The following is a 15889-nucleotide window of genomic DNA, read 5'->3' on the forward strand; positions in this document are numbered from 1 at the left end:
CGCTTTTCGCGGGCGGGCTACGGCGGCGCTTCGGGTGCATCTGCGTCCGTCGAGCGGAGCGAGCGGTCAGCCCTCCTGATCACTCCTGGGCCGTCCCTGGGCCGTGCGAGGGCGCCCGAGGTCGACCAAAGGCGACCGACAGTGACGGTCGCCCGGCAGTCGGCATCCGAGAAACGCCCTCTCAGGACGTCGGGGGTGGCCCCTCGAGGCAAGGCGCCGCGCCCCCGGAATGTTTCCCACGCTAGGAGCCAGTGGCTTCGACGCGGCCCGAAGTGTCATGGGCGTCGGCTCGGTCGACAGACCGTTCGTCGTCGAAACTCGCTGCCGACCAGCCGGGATTCCTCGGTGTCCCGGCGTATTGACACGCGGACTGTCCGAGGGCGGTTTGCCGCGACGGCATTGTTGGGCAGGGGGGCAACCAGAGGCTCATTCCGATGCTCTTCGCCAGGGGGATGGACAGGCCGACGAGTTCGGGACTGCACAGGCTGACGGCTCCCGCGTGGGCCAAGTCGAACACGACGGGAGGGGGCTCGTTGGCGGGGAGTTGGCGCCGGCAGAAGCCGAAGGTCACGTCGACCAGCGTCAGTGGCGTTGGATCGCTTGGCCGGAGCGAGCCCGTGGATCTGACGGGCCCGGCCATGCCGGCGGGCGGCAGCGGGCAATTCTCGGGGGCGCGGCATCGCGGTAGCGGCGGGGTGCTGCCCCCGTCGCTACGCGTGTCGCTCGGGTTGATCGCGGCCCTCGCCACGCTGGTGGTGGGCGTGCTCGGGGTCCTGTACGCCGGCCACAGCGAGCCCGGCAGGGTGGACAGGTGGATCATCCAGCCGACGGCGGACAGTGTGCGGCCGCCGTGGCGGTACGTCGCTCTGGCCACGGACTTCCTGGGGGAGCCTGCCGGAGCGGCGCTGCTGGTCGTGGCCGCCGTGACGGGCTGCGTGCTGCTTCGGTGGCCGCGCGCAGCGGTGCTCGTCGTTGCCGGTCCCGGCCTGACCGTGGGGACGACGACGCTGCTCAAGCCCCTGGTAGGACGCACCATTCACGGCGACGGCAACCTGTCCTATCCGAGCGGGCACACCGCCTTCCTCACCGCGCTCGCCCTCGTGGTGGCGCTGCTCGCGACGGGCAGGTTCGGCCTCGGCAGAACGGCCGGCACGTCACTCGTGCTCGCCGCGGCGCTGGTCGCCGGCGCCGCCATGGGCTGGGCGCAGGTCGCCCTGGGCGCGCACTACCCGACCGACGTCCTCGGCGGCTGGTGCACCGCGCTGGCGGTGACACCGGCGACCGCGTGGCTGGTCGACCGGGCGGCCGACCAGCAGGTCGCTCGGGCGGCCGACCGGCAGGCCGCTCGGAGGGCCGACGCCGGTCGTCGGGAGCGTCGCTGACGTCACGTCACGTCAGGCCAAGCGGCGGAACACGGGCTTCACCGGTCGTCCGCCCAGCCAGGGGGTGGGATCTGCGGCGTCCAGTGCCTTCCGGTACACCGCACAGGCCTGGGCCACCACCGCGACGGTGTGATCGATGTCGGCATCGCTGAGCGCGCTGCTCACCACGAACGACGGGGCCAGCACCCCGCCCGCGAGGAGTTGGCGCAGGAACAGGGTGCGGTACTCCTGCGACGGCTGCCGGTTCTCGTCGAGGGTGGCGAAGACCAGGTTGCTGGCCCGGCCCCGGACGACGATGTGATCGCCGACGCCCATGCTCGCCGCGGCGTCCCGGACCCCGGCGGCCAACCGCTCGCCCAGGGCGTGCAGCCGCGCGGTGACGCCCTCCTCGACGTAGGTGGTCTGCACGGCCATCGCGGCGGCCAGCGAGTGCGTTTCCGCCCCGTGCGTGGTGGACAGCAGGAACACCCGGTCGCCGGAGTGACGCAGCCCGCCCCGCTCCATCAGCTCGCGGCGCCCGGCCAGCGCGGCGACGGCGAACCCGTTGCCCAGCGCCTTGCCGAACGTGGAGAGGTCGGGGACGACGCCGTAGAGCCCCTGGGCGCCCGCCTCGGACCAGCGGAAGCCGGTGATCATCTCGTCGAAGACCAGTACGCAGCCGTGCCGGTCGGCCAGCTCGCGCAGGCCGGCGAGGTACCCGGGCGGCGGCTCGGTGTGGGTGGCGGGTTCGAGGATCAGACAGGCGACCTCGTTCCGGTAGCGGTTCAGCAGCTCCTCCGTGGCGGCCAGATCCCCGTAAGGGAACGCCACGGTGAGCTCGTTGGTCGCGGCCGGGATGCCGGCGGACATCGGCGTGGTGCCGATGAACCAGTCGTCGACGGAGAAGAACGGATGGTCGGCGCAGATGGCCACCCGCGGGCGCCCGGTGACGGCGCGGGCGAGGCGTACCGCGGCGGTGGTGGCGTCGGAACCGTTCTTCGCGAACTTCACCATCTCGGCGGTCGGCACCGTGGCCAGGAAGCGTTCGGCGGCCTCGACCTCCACGATGGACGGGCGCACGAAGTTGCTGCCACGGTCGAGTTCGCGTCGCACCGCCTCGGTCACGCGCGGGTGGGCGTGGCCGAGGCTGACCGACCGCAGGCCGGAGCCGTACTCGATGTAGCGGTTGCCGTCGACGTCCCACACGTGGGCACCGCGGCCGTGGCTGATGACCGGGGCCAGGTTCTCGGGGTACTGATCGTCGCCCTTGGCGTAGGTGTGCGCGCCCCCGGGGATGAGGGCGTGCAGCCGTTCGTTCGCCAGCCGCGACCGGGGGAGGAGGAACTCCTCGGTCTCCTTGGTCTCTTCGGTCTCTTCGGTCTCTTCGGTGTGTCCGGTGTGTTCGATGTCCACGCCGACCTCACTTCTCTCTGTGCTTCAGGACCTCGGCGAGGCTCGGCGCCTCCCGGTCCCGCTGGGACATCGATGTGGCCGGCAGCGGCCAGGGGATCGCGAGCTCCGGGTCGTCGAAGGCGATCGTCACGTCCTCGGCCGGATCGTGCGGGCGGTCGATCCGGTACGAGGTGTCGGCGGTTTCGGTCAGGGCCTGGAAGCCGTGGGCGCATCCCGCGGGGATGTACAGGGTCGTCTGCGTCTTGTCGGACAGTTCGAAGAAGGCCCGGCCCAGGTACGTCGGCGAGTCCGGCCGCAGGTCCACGACCACGTCGAAGATCTGCCCGTACGAGCACCGCACCAGCTTGGCCTCGCCAGCGCCGGAGCGCAGGTGCAGGCCGCGCAGTACGCCCCGGGCCGAGCGGGACACGCTGTCCTGGACGAAGGCGTGCGGGTCGAGGCCCGCCGAGCGGACCACGTCGGCGTCGAAGGTGCGGCAGAAGAAGCCGCGTTCGTCGGCGTACGGTGTCGGCTCGAAGATGTACGCGCCGGCGATCTCCGGGACTTCGGTCGCTTTCATGGAGTCTCCTGCCGAGTGCGGGCGTGGGCGTGGGTGCGGGCGTGGTCGGCCGTCGGGAACAGGACCGCGGTCAACTCGGTGAATTGGTCCCGGAGTTGCCGTGCGGCGACCAGGTTCCGCTCGGTGAGGGTTCGCCGCAGCTGCGCCGATTGCCCTTCCAGCGCCCGGAATTGCTCCAGCAGCCGGTCGGCGTCGACCTCGCGGGCCGGGTGGCAGTACGCGCCCAGCCCCATTCGGTCCATGAGCGCGTCGCTCTTCGCCGCGTAGCTGAGGGCGAGGGTCGGCGTGCCGGCCTTCAGCGCGCAGATCAGGTTGTGGTACCGGGTCGCCACCACGGTGTCGGCAGCCGCCGTCTCCTGCATCAGGTCGGCCAGTGAAGCCGCCTCGGCAGCGGTGACCAGCGGCGAGTTGACCGCGTCGAGGATCGCGGCGACCACCGGCGCATCGCACTCGTCGCCGGTGAGCAGCCGGACCGGCCTGCCGTCCTCCACCAGCGCGCGGACGAACCGGGTCGTCCCGTCGAGGTAGCGCCGGTGGATCTCCTCGGCCCGGGCGCGGTCGTCATTGCCGCCGTGGAAGTCCATGACGCCGACGCAGACCGGGCCCGGCGGGCCGTCCGGGGGCGCGCTCGCCTCCGGTGTCGGCAGGGCGAACGCCAGGTCCGGATAGACCTCGTCGCGTGCGGTGTCCACGCCCATGTCCCGCATCGCGTCGCGGGACGGGGCGTCCCGGTACGACCGGTACGCGGCCAGCCGCGCCGACCAGCGCACCAGGGCCCGGGTCGGCCGGTTGCCGATCGGGGCGGCGCCGACGCCGACCAGCGCGACCCGGGTGCCGAACAGCCTGCCGGAGGCGCAGAGCAGGAACAGCGAGTAGGGGAAGCCCCACGGCCGCAGCGGCAGCGTGGCCTCCAGCACGCCCATGCCCGGCACGATCACCACGTCGTGCCTGCGCACCCAGGCGGCGGTGCGGACGGCGTCGACGAGTTTGCCCAGGCCCTTCGCGGCGATCGCGCCCGCACGCGACGCGGTCCGGTACTCCCCGCGGTACCAGTGCAGCCGCGTCGCGGCGATCCCGTACCGGGCCGCGACGACCTCGGGTCCGCCGCACAGCGCGTCCACGACCGCCTCCGGGTGCTCGGCGCGGAGGTACCCGAGCACGGCTTCGAGCGACCCGTCGTTGCCGAGGTTGCCGGAGCCCAGCAGGCCGAACACCCCGATGCGGGAAGGGGTCACGCCTGCCTCCCTTCACGACCTGCACGGCCGGCGACGAGGGCGTCGACGGAGACCGCGAGCCGGCCCGGGTCGACCGGGGCACGGTCCTCGACCCGCTCCCCGGCGCCCGGCCGGACCCGGCTGGTCATCCACGCGGCCAGATGGCGGAAGCACGCGCGCCGGTCCGCCGGGGACAGCGGCGCCCGCCTGATCGCCGAGGCGAAGCCCCAGACGTACTCGGCGAGCAGCCGGGGCGTCGGATGCAGCGGGCCTGCCCGGCGCGGGTCCAGGTTGACGCACCTGGAGCGCTTGCTCGGATTCGCCCGCTCGGCGCGCGTGGGATGGTCGCGGCGGAAGTACAGCAGCTCCGGCACCTGGTGGAAGGGCCCGTGCAGGGTGATCTCGGCGACGAACGTGCGGTCCGCGTGGTGGTAGCTGTCGTGCGGCTTCACCCGGCGCAGCACGTCGGCCCGCATCACCCCGTAGAAGTCGTCGCCCCCGGGCTCGAACAGCAGACTGCGGAAGCGCTCCGGCGCGTGCGGGGAGTCGGTGGCGAGCCCGTACTCGTACGGGACCTTCACCTGGCCGTCGCCGTCGATGACCGCCTGGCCGGAGTGCGCGAGGATCACGTCCGGCCGCTCGTCCAGCGCCGATACGCAGCGCCGCAGCAGGTCGCGGGCGTAAAGGTCGTCGTGCGAGGCCCACTTGAACAGTTCGCCGCGGCATGCGGTGAACACGTAGTTGTGGTTCGGTGCGGCGCCGATGTTCCGGGTCAGCCGTATGTACCGGATGCGCGAATCCTGCGCGGCGTACTTGCGGCAGATGTCCCGGGTCCCGTCGGTCGAGGCGTTGTCGGAGATGACCAGCTCGAAGTCCTCGTAGGTCTGGCCGAGCAGGGCGTCGAGCGATTCGGCGAGGTACTCCTCGCCGTTGTAGACGGGCAGGCCGATGCTCAGCCGGGGATGGGCGGTCATGAAGTCCTCACTTCGGGGATGGGGTTCTGGTGGCGCTCGCGCAGGGCGGAGCTCAGCTGCAGCCACCACAGGGCCGAGCCGCAGACGGTCGCGGCGGCGACGCCCCAGGCCGAGCCGACGGTGCCGCCCACGACCGCCCCGCCGAGCCCGCCGATGACGTAACAGGCGGAGGCGAACAGCTGGCTGCGCAGGCTGCGCCGGGCCGCGCCGAGCGCGCGCAACCCGGCCGCCGCGCCGGTGCCGAGGCCGGCGCCCGCGACGCCGAGCGTGACCGGCACGATGAGTTCCGAGGCAGAGCTCCAGACACCGCCGAGCACGAACTCGCCGCCCCGGTCCGGTACCAGCAGGAGTGCTCCGCCCCAGAGCAGCGCGGCGAGGGCCTGTCCGCCGCCCAGCAGAAGGCAGAACGCGCCGAGGCGGTGCGGGGCCCGTCGCAGCACCCGGGCCGCCTCCGCGACGGTGACCAGGGACAGCCCCATCAGCACGGCGAGGAACGGGCCGAGCAGCAGTTCGGCGCCCCGGACCACCCCCACAGCGCCGACCCCGACGATCGCGCCGAGCCCGTACGCCCGCAGCTGGCTCGCGCCGCTGTTGCTGACGTTCTCGACCAGATACCGGTAGCCGAGGTCGCGGTGCTCGCGAAGCCACTCGCGCGCACCGGTCAACCGGGGCCGGATGCTGGTCTGGAAGCAGCCGTACACCGCGGCCACCGCTGCGGACCCGCCCCAGGCGAGTACGAAAGCGGCCACGCTGCCCACATGGGCCGCCACCACCATGGCCGGGACGAGCACGACGCCCCACACGAGGTCGTTGACGAACGCCTTCCGCCCGTTGCCGGCGGCGAAGAACGCGAACCGCCATGCGTCCTGCAGCAGCAGCCCCGGCAGTACGACACCGAGGCAGGCGAACGCGGGCCCCACGCGGCCGCCGAGAGCAAGGCCGGCCACCACGGACGCCGCGCCGAGGGCGACGCCGACGCCGAGCGCGGTACCCGACGACCGGACCACCGCCGCGCGCCAGGCCGCGTCCGGCACGCCGCTGAAGCGCACCATGAGCGGATCGGTGGCAAGGCCGCGGGAGACGTTGAGCACCACGCCGTAGGTCACCCAGGCCAGGGTGAACACGCCGAACGCGGTCAGCCCCAGCGAGCGTGCCACATAGATCCCCACCGCGAAGTTGGTCATGCTGGAGGCCGCCTGGTCGGCCAGCCCCCAGGACAGCCGGCCGACGATGCCCCGCCGGGCGGACCCGGCCGGTGTCGTCGTCTCCTCCCCCTCGGTGGTCATCGGCGTCATGCCTTGATCAGCCCGGCGCCGTGCAGGGCCCCGGCTGCGGCGGCCACGGTGTCGAACGGCAGCCCGGACCGCTCGGCGACGTCCAGCAGGCTGTGCTCACCGTCGGAGAGATTGAGCACCCAGAGCATGGCCATCTGGGCCTGCTTGGTGTCGCTGCGGCCGCCGAGCGCGTCGTACAACCCACGTCGGCCCAGCTGTGGTTCGCCGTAGGGGCTGAGGTTGAGGTACCGCCGGTTGCGGTCGAGGACGGCGAACGCCTCGCGGCAGACGGCGAGGGTGTCCGCCATCGCCTCCGGGGAGACGAAGTCCGGGTTGTCCGCCGAGGTGTGGTACTCGGGGTAGCCGGCGTACGGGGTCCGGCTGAGCGAGCCCACGCCGAGATTGAACCCGGGGGAGCAGAACTGCCGCTCGTCGTAGCCGTACGGAGTGAACTCGGCGACGCGGTGCGGGCGTTCGGAGGCGGCCAGCACGTGGCGCATCACCCGGTCGATCTCCGCGTCGCCGCGCCTGCTCTGCTTGTACGTCAGCGAGCCGGAGTCGCCGGCGCAGGCCAGCACCAGGCCGTGCTTGACCCGTTCCACCCTCTCCTTGTTGCGGGCCAGCCAGGTGATCGCCCCGATGGTGCCGGGCGCGAACAGGAACCGGTAGGTGTAGTACGGCGTCTGCTCCGCCAACGCCCGGGCCAGGTACGTCGCCACCGCGATGCCGGCCAGGTTGTCGTTGGCCAGTGACGGGTGGCAGACGTGGCAGGAGACGATCACTTCGTCGGGGACCTGTCCGGGGACCACGTGCTCGGCGTAGGTGAGGTGGCCATCGGCGAGCGTGGAGTCGATGCGCACCTCGTACTCGCCGTCCGGCAGCGCGTCCAGGATCTCCTGGGCCAGGCAGAACCCCCATTCCGGCTTGTAGTAGCTGGTGCGGTACGGCACCCAGGACGGGTGGTCGGGCAGGGTGTGCAGGTGCGCGCGCAGCTCGGACAGGGGCATGGTCCTCGACACGGGCACGCTGTAGCCGAGCACGTGCAGGCTGGACGCGGCGAAGTCGACGACCCGGTGGCCGGCGGTGTCGGCGATGTACGCGTCCCGGATGTTCCACTCCTGCGGCACCGTCCAGTCGAGCACCTGCGTCCCGGTCGGCACCTCGTGCACCTGGAGCGGGATGTACTCGCCGACGATCTCCAGGGTGGCGCGCACTCCGTCGCCGGTGATGCTGCGGCACAGCGGGTACAGCCGCTCCACCAGGGCGTGCATTTCCTCGCCGGGCGTGGTCATCGGCTGCTCGCCGACCGCGGTCATCCGCGCCACCGCAGGGTGTCGTCGACGGTGCCGGCGTCGGACGCCGCGCGCAGCACGGCAAGGCGGGTGAAGCGCCGCTCGAAGTCGTCCTTGGTCAGCCCGAACTTCCGGTAGAAGTCGGCGAGTTCGAGCGCGCCCTGCTTCACCGTCCACTCGCAGTCGAAGCCGGGCACGGCGGCGCGGAACCGGGAGAAGTCCACCCGGTACGACCGCGGATCGGCACCGGTCTCCCCGGTGATCACCACCTTGGAGCCGGCCACCGCCTCGGCGACCTGCCCGGCGATCTCGGCGACCGTGACGTTGTTGACCTCGCTGCCGATGTTGAACGCCCGGTCGTGCACCGCTTCGCGCGGCGCGGTCAGCGCGGCCGTGAAGGCACGTGCGATGTCGGCGGCGTGCACCAGCGGGCGCCAGGGAGTGCCGTCGGAGAGCACCAGGACCTCGCCGGACAGAAGCGCGTGGCCGACCAGGTTGTTCAGCACGATGTCGGCGCGCAGCCGGGGCGAGTAGCCGAAGGCGGTGGCGTTGCGCATGAACACCGGCGTGAAGTCGCCGTCGGCCAGGGCGTGCAGGTCGTCCTCCACCCGCACCTTGGACTCCGCGTACGGCGTCACCGGGCGCAGCGGGGCGTCCTCGCCCACCAGGTCGTCGCCGCCGGCGGCGCCGTAGACGGAGCAGGTCGACGCGTACAGGAAGCGCCGCACTCCGGCGTCGCGCGCCAGCCGGGCGAGGCGTACGGACGCGTGGTGGTTGATGTCGTAGGTGAGTTCCGGCGCCAGCGAGCCCAGCGGGTCGTTGGAGAGCGCGGCCAGGTGGATCACGGCGTCGACCCCGGCCACGTGTTCGGCCGTGATGTCGCGCAGGTCCACCCGGTGCCCCTGCGGGTCCGCGGGCGTCGGGCCCAGCACACAATCGGCGAACAGGCCGGCGTCGAGGCCGACGACCTCGTGCCCGGCGGCGGCAAGGACCGGGGCCATGACGGTGCCCAGGTATCCCTGGTGTCCGGTCAGAAGTACGCGCATGGTTCAACCCCCCAGGTTGAGCGTGAGTTTGGTGACGGCGAACGCCTCGGCGTAGCGCTCGTGGCATTCGATGCCGCGGATGCGCGCGAGACCCAGGAAGGCCTCCCGGTCGTACCAGGGCCGGTGCCGCTGCGAGGGATAGTGCTCCTGCAGCAGCCGCACCTTCTGTTCGGCGATCTCCTGCGACAGTGGCTGGTACGCCGCCATACGGCCGAGATCGCCGTCCCACTTGACGATCTCGTAGCCGAGGACCAGGTGGTCGCGGAACGCGGTGGGTATCAGCTGCGCCAGGCCGCGGTGGTCCTGATGCGCGTCATCGGTGCGCGGGGCCAGGATCAGATCCGGGTCGGTCTGCGCGCGCAGCTCCTCGACCGCGGCCTTGGCCTCTTCCCAGTGCACGGGCATACGGCCGTCCGGCAGCTTGTGCACGGTCAGCCGCAGGTCGGCGCCCGGGCAGAAAGCGGCGAGCGCGGCCTGCTCCTCCTGCTCCCGTTCGCTGCCACCGCCGGAGAGCACCAGCGCGTCGACACGGAGACCTGGCCGCGCACGGCACAGCGTCAGCAGCGTGCCGCCGGCGCCGATGGCGATGTCGTCGCAGTGCGCGCCCACCGCGACGATCCGGTCCGGGTGCCCGGCCCCGAGCCGGATCACGCGCTCACCCCGGCGCTGTCCCGCTCCCACACGGCCCACGGGCGGTCGCCCCGGGCGTAGGCGGCGTCGAGCGCGGCCCGCTCCTTCACGGTGTCGGTCGGCTTCCAGAAGCCGCGGTGCCGGTGCGCCACCAGTCGGCCCCGCTTGGCCAGTTGGGCGCATCCGTCGGCGACCAGGTCCCCGTTCTCCGGTATGTGGTCGAAGACCTCCTGGCGGAGCACGAAGTAGCCGCCGTTCTCCCACAGCGGCAGTTCGCTCACCGCGGTGATGCCCCCCACCAGCCCGTCCTCGCCCAACTCCACGCAGTGGAACGACGACTGCGGCGGCACCACCATCATCGACGCCCCGGCGTCGCGCTGCGCGAACCGGTCGATCATCTCCGGCAGCGGGGCGTCGGTGAGCACGTCGGCGTAGTTGGCGAGGAACATCTCGTCGCCGTCCAGATGGTGCCGCACCCGGCGCAACCGCTCCCCGATCGGCGACTCGACGCCGGTCTGCGCGAACGTGATCGTCCAGTCCGAGATGTCGGTGGACAGCAACTCGGTCCGCCCGCCTCGCAGCACGAAGTCGTTGGACGTCGTCTCCTCGTAGTTGAGGAAGAAGTCCTTGATGTGATGGGCCCCGTACCCGAGGCACAGGATGAACTCCGTGTGCCCGAAGTGCGCGTAGTAGCGCATGACGTGCCAGATCAGCGGTCTCGGGCCGACCATCGCCATCGGCTTGGGCACGTCGTCGGAGGTTCCGTTGCGCATCCGCATCCCGTAACCGCCGCAGAACAGTACGACCTTCATGCTGTGCCCTTTCAAGACGCGACCTCGACGATGCTCAGTTCCGGGATGGGAAAGACCAGCCGGCCGCCCCAGTCGTGGACGAAGGACAGCTGCTCGACCAGCTCGGCCCGCAGGTTCCACGGGAGGACGAGGACGTAGTCCGGTTTGTCGGCGGCTATCTGCTCGGGCGGCAGGATCGGGATGCGGGTGCCCGGGGTGAACCTGCCGTGCTTGTAGGGGTTGCGGTCGACCGTGTACGGGAGCAGGTCGGGCCGGATGCCGCAGTGGTTGAGCAGGGTGTTGCCCTTGCCCGGGGCGCCGTAGCCGACGACCGTCTCGCCGCGCTCGGCCGCCTCGATGAGGAACTTCAGGAGGTCCCGGCGCACCTTGGCCACCCGGGCGGAGAACTCGGTGTACCCGGACAGCTCCTGCAGCCCGGCGGCCTTCTCCCGGGCCAGGACGTCGGCCACCCGCCGGCTCGGCTCGCCCGCGACCTCGGTCGGCCGGGCCCACAGCCGGATGGAGCCGCCGTGCGTGGGCAGCACCTCGACGTCCACGAGCGCGAGTCCGCCGCTCGCAAGCGCCCGGATCGCGGACGCGACCGTGTAGTACTGGAAGTGCTCGTGGTAGATCGTGTCGTACTGGTTCTCCTCGATCAGGGTGAGCAGGTGCTGCACCTCGACGGAGACCCAGCCGTCGTCGGCGACCAGGGCGCGCAGCCCCTGGGAGAAGCCGACCACGTCGGGGATGTGCGCATACACGTTGTTCGCCACGACCAGGTCCGCCGGGCCGTGTTCGGCGCGGACGGCCGAGCCGGTCTCGGGGCTCAGGAACTCCGTGAGCGTGGGCACGCCGGCGTCCCGCGCCGCGGCGCCGACGTTCACCGACGGCTCGATGCCGAGGCAGCGGATCCCCCGGTCCACCACGTGCCGCAACAGGTACCCGTCGTTGCTCGCGACCTCGACCACGAAGGCGTCGGGGCGGAGAGCGAGGCGCTGCACGGCGTCGGCGACGAACGTCCGCGCATGCTCCACCCAGGAGGTCGAGTACGAGGAGAAGTACGCGTACTCCTTGAACGTCTCCTCCGGCGTGATCAGCGGCGGGATCTGCGCCAGCCAGCAGTCGGTGCAGACCCGCAGGTGCAGCGGATACGCGGGCTCCGGTTGGTCGAGTCGGTCCGCCGCGAGAAAGCTCTCACACGGCGGGGTCGCCCCCAGATCGACGACGCTCGCCAGCGCCGCCGAGCCGCAGAGTCGGCATCGTGTCATCTACTGCCCCCCATTGATTTCGTCCGTCCCGCGATCGCGGTGCGGTACTCCTCCACCAGGCGCTCTAGGCCGACGGCCGGGCTGAAACCCTGCTCGTAACGGCGCCGGGCCGCCTGGCCCATCTCCTGGTTGCGGTCCGGCTCGGCCGCGATCCGGCGTATGCAGGACGCGAGCGAGGCGGACTCGCCCGGCCGGTGCAGCAACCCGGTCACCCCGTCCTCGACGAGCTCGACGAAGGCGCCGTGACCGGCGGCGACCACCGGGACCCCGGCCGCCATCGCCTCCACGACCACTAGCCCGAACGCCTCCAGCCATGTCGAGGGAGCCACCACGGCGACCGAGCGCGCGATGGCCTTCCGGCATTCCGCCGTGTCGTACAGGCCGACGTAGCGCACGTCGTCCCGGCCCGCCGCCCAGGCGGTCACCTCTCGCTCCAGCGGCCCCGTGCCGGCGATCACGAGCGGTACGCCCACTCCGCCGCTCGCTGAGATCTCGTCCCACGCGGCCATGAGCAGCCGTACGCCCTTGGCCTCCGCGAGCCGGCCGAGATAGAGCAGATGCTCGCCGGTGCCTGCTCGGCGGTCGTCCGGGTCGGGCACGAAGTTGTGCTTCACCGCCAGCCGCTCGGGCGGCATGCCGGCCCGTACCAGGACGTCGCGCTGCGCCGCCGAGATGCAGAAGAACCGCTCCACGCCGGACCACCACCGCCGCCGGTTGACCGACAGGCTGACCGCGAGCGGCACCGTCGCGAGGCGGGAGTTCCGGTAGCAGCCGTGCCGGACGGCGGGCAGCGGTGCCGCCGACCCGACGCACTCGGTGCACGGGCGGCCGTCCCGCTGCAGCGTGCCGGGCGGGCAGACCTGCGTGTAGTTGTGCAGCGTGGCGACGGCGGGCACGCCGGCGTCGGCGCAGGCGGCCAGCACCGCGGGCGACAGGAGCGGGAAGACGTTGTGGACGTGGACGATGTCCGGCCGCTCGGTGCGGAGCCGGGCGGCGAGTTCCGTGCGGACCGAAGGGTTCCACGGCACCAGCAGCGGCACCGCGACCTTGCCGAGCAGGGACCGGGCGGCGATGTCGTCGCTGCGCCGCTCGAACACCTCGACCCGGTGGCCGGCCGCGCGCAGCAGCTCCACCTCCTGGTCGACGACCTTGTTCTCGCCGCTCGGCTGCGCCGAGGCGTAGCGGTTGTGCACCACGAGGACATGCATGCTCAGGTCGCCTCCGATCTCCGGGCCCAGCGCGGGATGTGCCGTTGCGGGGCGTGGGTTGTGGCGAGGGGCGTGGCAGCCTCGGCAGGTGTCGCCAACAGCGAGGCGGCCAGGGCCAGATGCAGCAGATACGGCGAGGCGTCGCCGAGACCGGCCTCGGTGTACGACGCGATCGCGCAGTAGCTGATCAGGAAGATCGCGCAGGCCCTCTGCAGCGACGGTGGCCGCAGCAACGCGACGCCGCCAAGGACGATGATGACCGCCGCCACCAAGGCGACGCCGATCAGACCCTGTTCCTGGTAGACCGCCAGCCAGCTGTTGTCGATCGGCAGACCGCCGAACGACTTGTCGCCCAGGCCCACGCCGAACACCTTCTCCGCGGTCGTGCGGGGCGCTGCCAGCAGGGCGTCCCAGACCTTGGCCCGGCCGGTGAGGTTGGAGAAGTTCTCCTTGCTCTGTCCGCGCAGGAACCACGCCTGCAGCGCGGAGGCGAACCCCACCGCGGCCACGGCGGCGCACAGTACCGCCCAGGTGAAGAACCGGCGGGCGGCGGCGCTCGTGAGGATGAGTGAGCCGATCGCCAACGTCAGCCCGATGAACAGGCCGAGCGTGGCCGTACGGGTATGGGTCAGCGCGAGCAGGACGAGTGACGGCACGATGACCACCGCCGCGCCGGCCCTGTCGGTCCGGCGGCCCAGGACGAGCAGCACGGTGAGCCCGATGATTACCGCGGCGTACTGTCCGATCTGCGGCGGGGTGAGCGGCCACAACGCGCCGACCAGGCGTCCGCCGTAGAGCTCGGGGAGGGCCGCGCCCGGTGAGATGGCCAGGCCGGCGGCCACCGTCCCGAGCACCGCGAAGTACATCCGGATGTGGTGCCGGACGAACGTCAGGCCGCCGTTCCACCAGCGGCTGAGCAGCCACAGCGTGCCGACGAAGAGAGCCAGCCGGGTGCAGCGGAACAGCGCGCCGAACCCGGACTCCAGGCTCACGCTGGAGATCAGGCTCGGCACCAGCAGCAGGGTCAGCAGGAACAGGAAGGCGCTGGCCCGGATGCGCAGCCGGAGATTGACGGCGAGCGCCAGCGTGAACGCGGCCACCAGCGCGCCCATGGTGACCATCTGGATGAGGGAGCGGGGCAGCGGGACGATGGTCTTCGCCCCGGCGGAGCCGAGCGTGTTGAGGACCAGCAGCCCCCAGACGATCCCGACGATCTTCGGTGTGCCGTCAGATGTGCCGTCAGGACGCGGTTCGGCGCCGGGCTGCGTGCCCGCCGTGTCCGGTCCGCCCGACTGCCCACTGCGCCGCAGGTCTGCGCCCATCTCAACCACCGGCCCGTGTGCGGAAGGTGCTGCCCGCGTCCTGCTGGTACGGCGTGCCCTGCCACTTCCCGAAGGTGAGCACCCGGCTCGGGTCGTGGGCGACGAACTTCCACGGTCCGACGTAGGCGTTGTCGTGCCAGCGGTTGTCCTGCTTGCGGGTGATCGCCTCAGCCACCTTCTCGCCCTGGTACGGCGACCAGTCCGGGTAGGTGCCGTAGTTGGCCAGCACCGCCATGCGGTCGCACTTCGCCGTGCACTTGACGACGGACTTGTCCAGCACGAAACGGTTGTCGTGGATGTCCACCCGCTGGGTCTTCCACCGGCAGTCGGCGTAGAGCGGTGCGGTGGCGATCGCCGGCTGCGCACAGCGGTCGGTGTTCTTCACCAGCAAGGTGCAGTCGCCGGACGAGGTGTTGGCCGGGCTGTTGCAGAACCGGTCGGCGTTCTCCCACAGGGTGATCCCGGACCAGTTGTTCTCCAGCACGTTCCGGTAGATCTCGATCTTGTCGGTGCGGGCCTTGATCCGTGGTTCGCCGCCGGACTCGGACAGGTAGACCGTCGCGTACGGGAAGTTGTCGCCGCGGCCGGCTTGCCTGCGGCCCTCGACCCAGTTGTTCCGCCGGATCGTGTTGTTCCGGATGACCGCGTTGTAGCTGGTCTCATAGATCAGGGCGGCACCGTCGTTGGCCTCGAGCACGTTGTTCTCGATGCGGAAGTCGTTGTTGTTGGTGTCCGCCCACAACCCTGTTCCCCGGTTGTCGTGCACCCAGTTGCCGCGCACGTCGGCGCCGTCGACGGCCCAGAACTTGATGCCCCCGGTGCAGCCGCACCCCTCCCGCCGCCGCTCCCAGTCGTCGGTGTTGTTGCCCACGATCTCGTTGCCCTCGACCACCAGGCCGCTGATACGGCCGTCGGCCTTGTAAGCGTTCATGCCGTACTGGCCGTTGCCGCGCAGACAGCTCGCGCGGACCCGCTGGCGGGCACCGGCCATCAGCCCGGCACCGGAGTTGTCCTGGATCGTCGCGTGCTCGATCACCCACCCGTCGGCCGAGTCATGGTTGACCACCCCCTCGTCCGGCGGCGCGACGAAACCCTGCACGGTCAGGTGGCGGATGGTGACGTCGCGGGCACTGCCGCCGAACGCGTATTGGTTCTTCTTCCGGCCGTCGAACACCGCGCCCGGCGCACCGAGGTAGCGGTTCCCCTCCTTGGGGATGACCTGGGCGTAGCGGTCCGGGTCGAGCCTGTGCTTGCCCGGTCGAAGCCAGAACGTGGTGTTCGGGGGGTTGCTCTTGGTCTTCGCCGCCAGGTCACCGACCACCGAGGGGTCGACGGTCACCGCGCCCGCCGGCGCCTTCGCCGGCCCGGCCGCGGGCTTGGCGCACACCCGGGCCACGGGCGTGGACGACGGCGCGGCGGTCGGCTTGGCCCCGGCGTCCGACGTGCTCGTGCTCTCACAGCCGGTCGCCGCCAGCAGGGCCAGCGCCAGCGGTGCCGCCGCCAACGCCCAGTGCCGCCTCCTGATCCCCAGGCGCTT

General features: G+C 71.6%; 14 protein-coding genes. 1 reads left to right on the forward strand and 13 read right to left on the reverse strand.

The genetic code is table 11. From position 1 onward, the window contains the following. The first annotated feature begins 638 nt into the window (after window positions 1–638). Window positions 639–1382: a phosphatase PAP2 family protein gene (locus ACTMVF_RS13555; protein WP_441271358.1), complete on the forward strand. Its 744-nt coding sequence runs from the start codon at window positions 639–641 to the stop codon at window positions 1380–1382. Between the two features lie 12 nt (window positions 1383–1394). On the opposite strand, the gene ACTMVF_RS13560 is transcribed toward ACTMVF_RS13555, so the two are convergent. Genes ACTMVF_RS13560 through ACTMVF_RS13620 form a run of 13 tightly spaced genes read right to left on the reverse strand, consistent with a single transcriptional unit; the run spans window position 1395 to window position 15883 of the window. Then, window positions 1395–2768 carry a glutamate-1-semialdehyde 2,1-aminomutase gene (locus tag ACTMVF_RS13560; RefSeq protein WP_441271359.1) on the reverse strand — a complete coding sequence of 458 codons (1374 nt, stop codon included), beginning with the start codon at window positions 2766–2768 and terminating at the stop codon, window positions 1395–1397. A 13-nt stretch (window positions 2769–2781) separates the two neighbouring features. Then, on the reverse strand, window positions 2782–3333 hold the full coding sequence (gene rfbC, locus ACTMVF_RS13565; protein WP_441271234.1) for a dTDP-4-dehydrorhamnose 3,5-epimerase: 552 nt from the start codon (window positions 3331–3333) through the stop codon (window positions 2782–2784). Beyond that, the gene (locus ACTMVF_RS13570; protein WP_441271235.1) at window positions 3330–4568 is read right to left on the reverse strand and encodes a polysaccharide pyruvyl transferase family protein; all 1239 of its coding nucleotides are present in this window, start codon (window positions 4566–4568) and stop codon (window positions 3330–3332) included. The genes rfbC and ACTMVF_RS13570 overlap by 4 nt, the downstream gene beginning before the upstream one ends. Continuing rightward, entirely contained in the window at window positions 4565–5521 is a 957-nt protein-coding gene (locus tag ACTMVF_RS13575; protein WP_441271236.1) for a glycosyltransferase family 2 protein, read from the reverse strand. The genes ACTMVF_RS13570 and ACTMVF_RS13575 overlap by 4 nt, the downstream gene beginning before the upstream one ends. Next, a complete protein-coding gene (locus ACTMVF_RS13580; protein WP_441271360.1) occupies window positions 5518–6807 on the reverse strand; it encodes a hypothetical protein in 1290 nt (429 codons plus the stop codon). The genes ACTMVF_RS13575 and ACTMVF_RS13580 overlap by 4 nt, the downstream gene beginning before the upstream one ends. Before the next feature lie 5 nt (window positions 6808–6812). Continuing rightward, window positions 6813–8087, reverse strand: coding sequence for a DUF4910 domain-containing protein (locus ACTMVF_RS13585; RefSeq protein WP_441271361.1), 1275 nt, complete (start codon window positions 8085–8087; stop codon window positions 6813–6815). Window positions 8088–8107: 20 nt separating this feature from the next. Beyond that, entirely contained in the window at window positions 8108–9133 is a 1026-nt protein-coding gene (locus ACTMVF_RS13590; protein WP_441271237.1) for an NAD-dependent epimerase/dehydratase family protein, read from the reverse strand. 3 nt (window positions 9134–9136) lie between these two features. Continuing rightward, window positions 9137–9784 (reverse strand): PIG-L deacetylase family protein, encoded by a 648-nt coding sequence (locus ACTMVF_RS13595; protein ID WP_441271238.1) that lies wholly within the window; start codon window positions 9782–9784, stop codon window positions 9137–9139. After that, window positions 9781–10575 (reverse strand): sugar phosphate nucleotidyltransferase, encoded by a 795-nt coding sequence (locus tag ACTMVF_RS13600; protein ID WP_441271239.1) that lies wholly within the window; start codon window positions 10573–10575, stop codon window positions 9781–9783. The genes ACTMVF_RS13595 and ACTMVF_RS13600 overlap by 4 nt, the downstream gene beginning before the upstream one ends. A gap of 11 nt (window positions 10576–10586) precedes the next feature. Beyond that, complete coding sequence (locus tag ACTMVF_RS13605) at window positions 10587–11822, reverse strand: class I SAM-dependent methyltransferase (RefSeq protein ID WP_441271240.1); 1236 nt, start codon at window positions 11820–11822, stop codon at window positions 10587–10589. Beyond that, window positions 11819–13030: a glycosyltransferase gene (locus ACTMVF_RS13610; RefSeq protein WP_441271241.1), complete on the reverse strand. Its 1212-nt coding sequence runs from the start codon at window positions 13028–13030 to the stop codon at window positions 11819–11821. Before ACTMVF_RS13610 ends, ACTMVF_RS13605 begins: the two co-directional genes overlap by 4 nt. 2 nt (window positions 13031–13032) lie before the next feature. Beyond that, entirely contained in the window at window positions 13033–14352 is a 1320-nt protein-coding gene (locus ACTMVF_RS13615) for an O-antigen ligase domain-containing protein (protein WP_441271242.1), read from the reverse strand. A gap of 1 nt (window position 14353) precedes the next feature. Beyond that, on the reverse strand, window positions 14354–15883 hold the full coding sequence (locus ACTMVF_RS13620) for a right-handed parallel beta-helix repeat-containing protein (protein ID WP_441271362.1): 1530 nt from the start codon (window positions 15881–15883) through the stop codon (window positions 14354–14356). Between the last annotated feature and the right edge of the window lie 6 nt (window positions 15884–15889).

Source organism: Streptomyces sp. SD31 (genome assembly GCF_052068475.1).
In the GTDB taxonomy this organism is placed as follows: domain Bacteria; phylum Actinomycetota; class Actinomycetes; order Streptomycetales; family Streptomycetaceae; genus Streptomyces.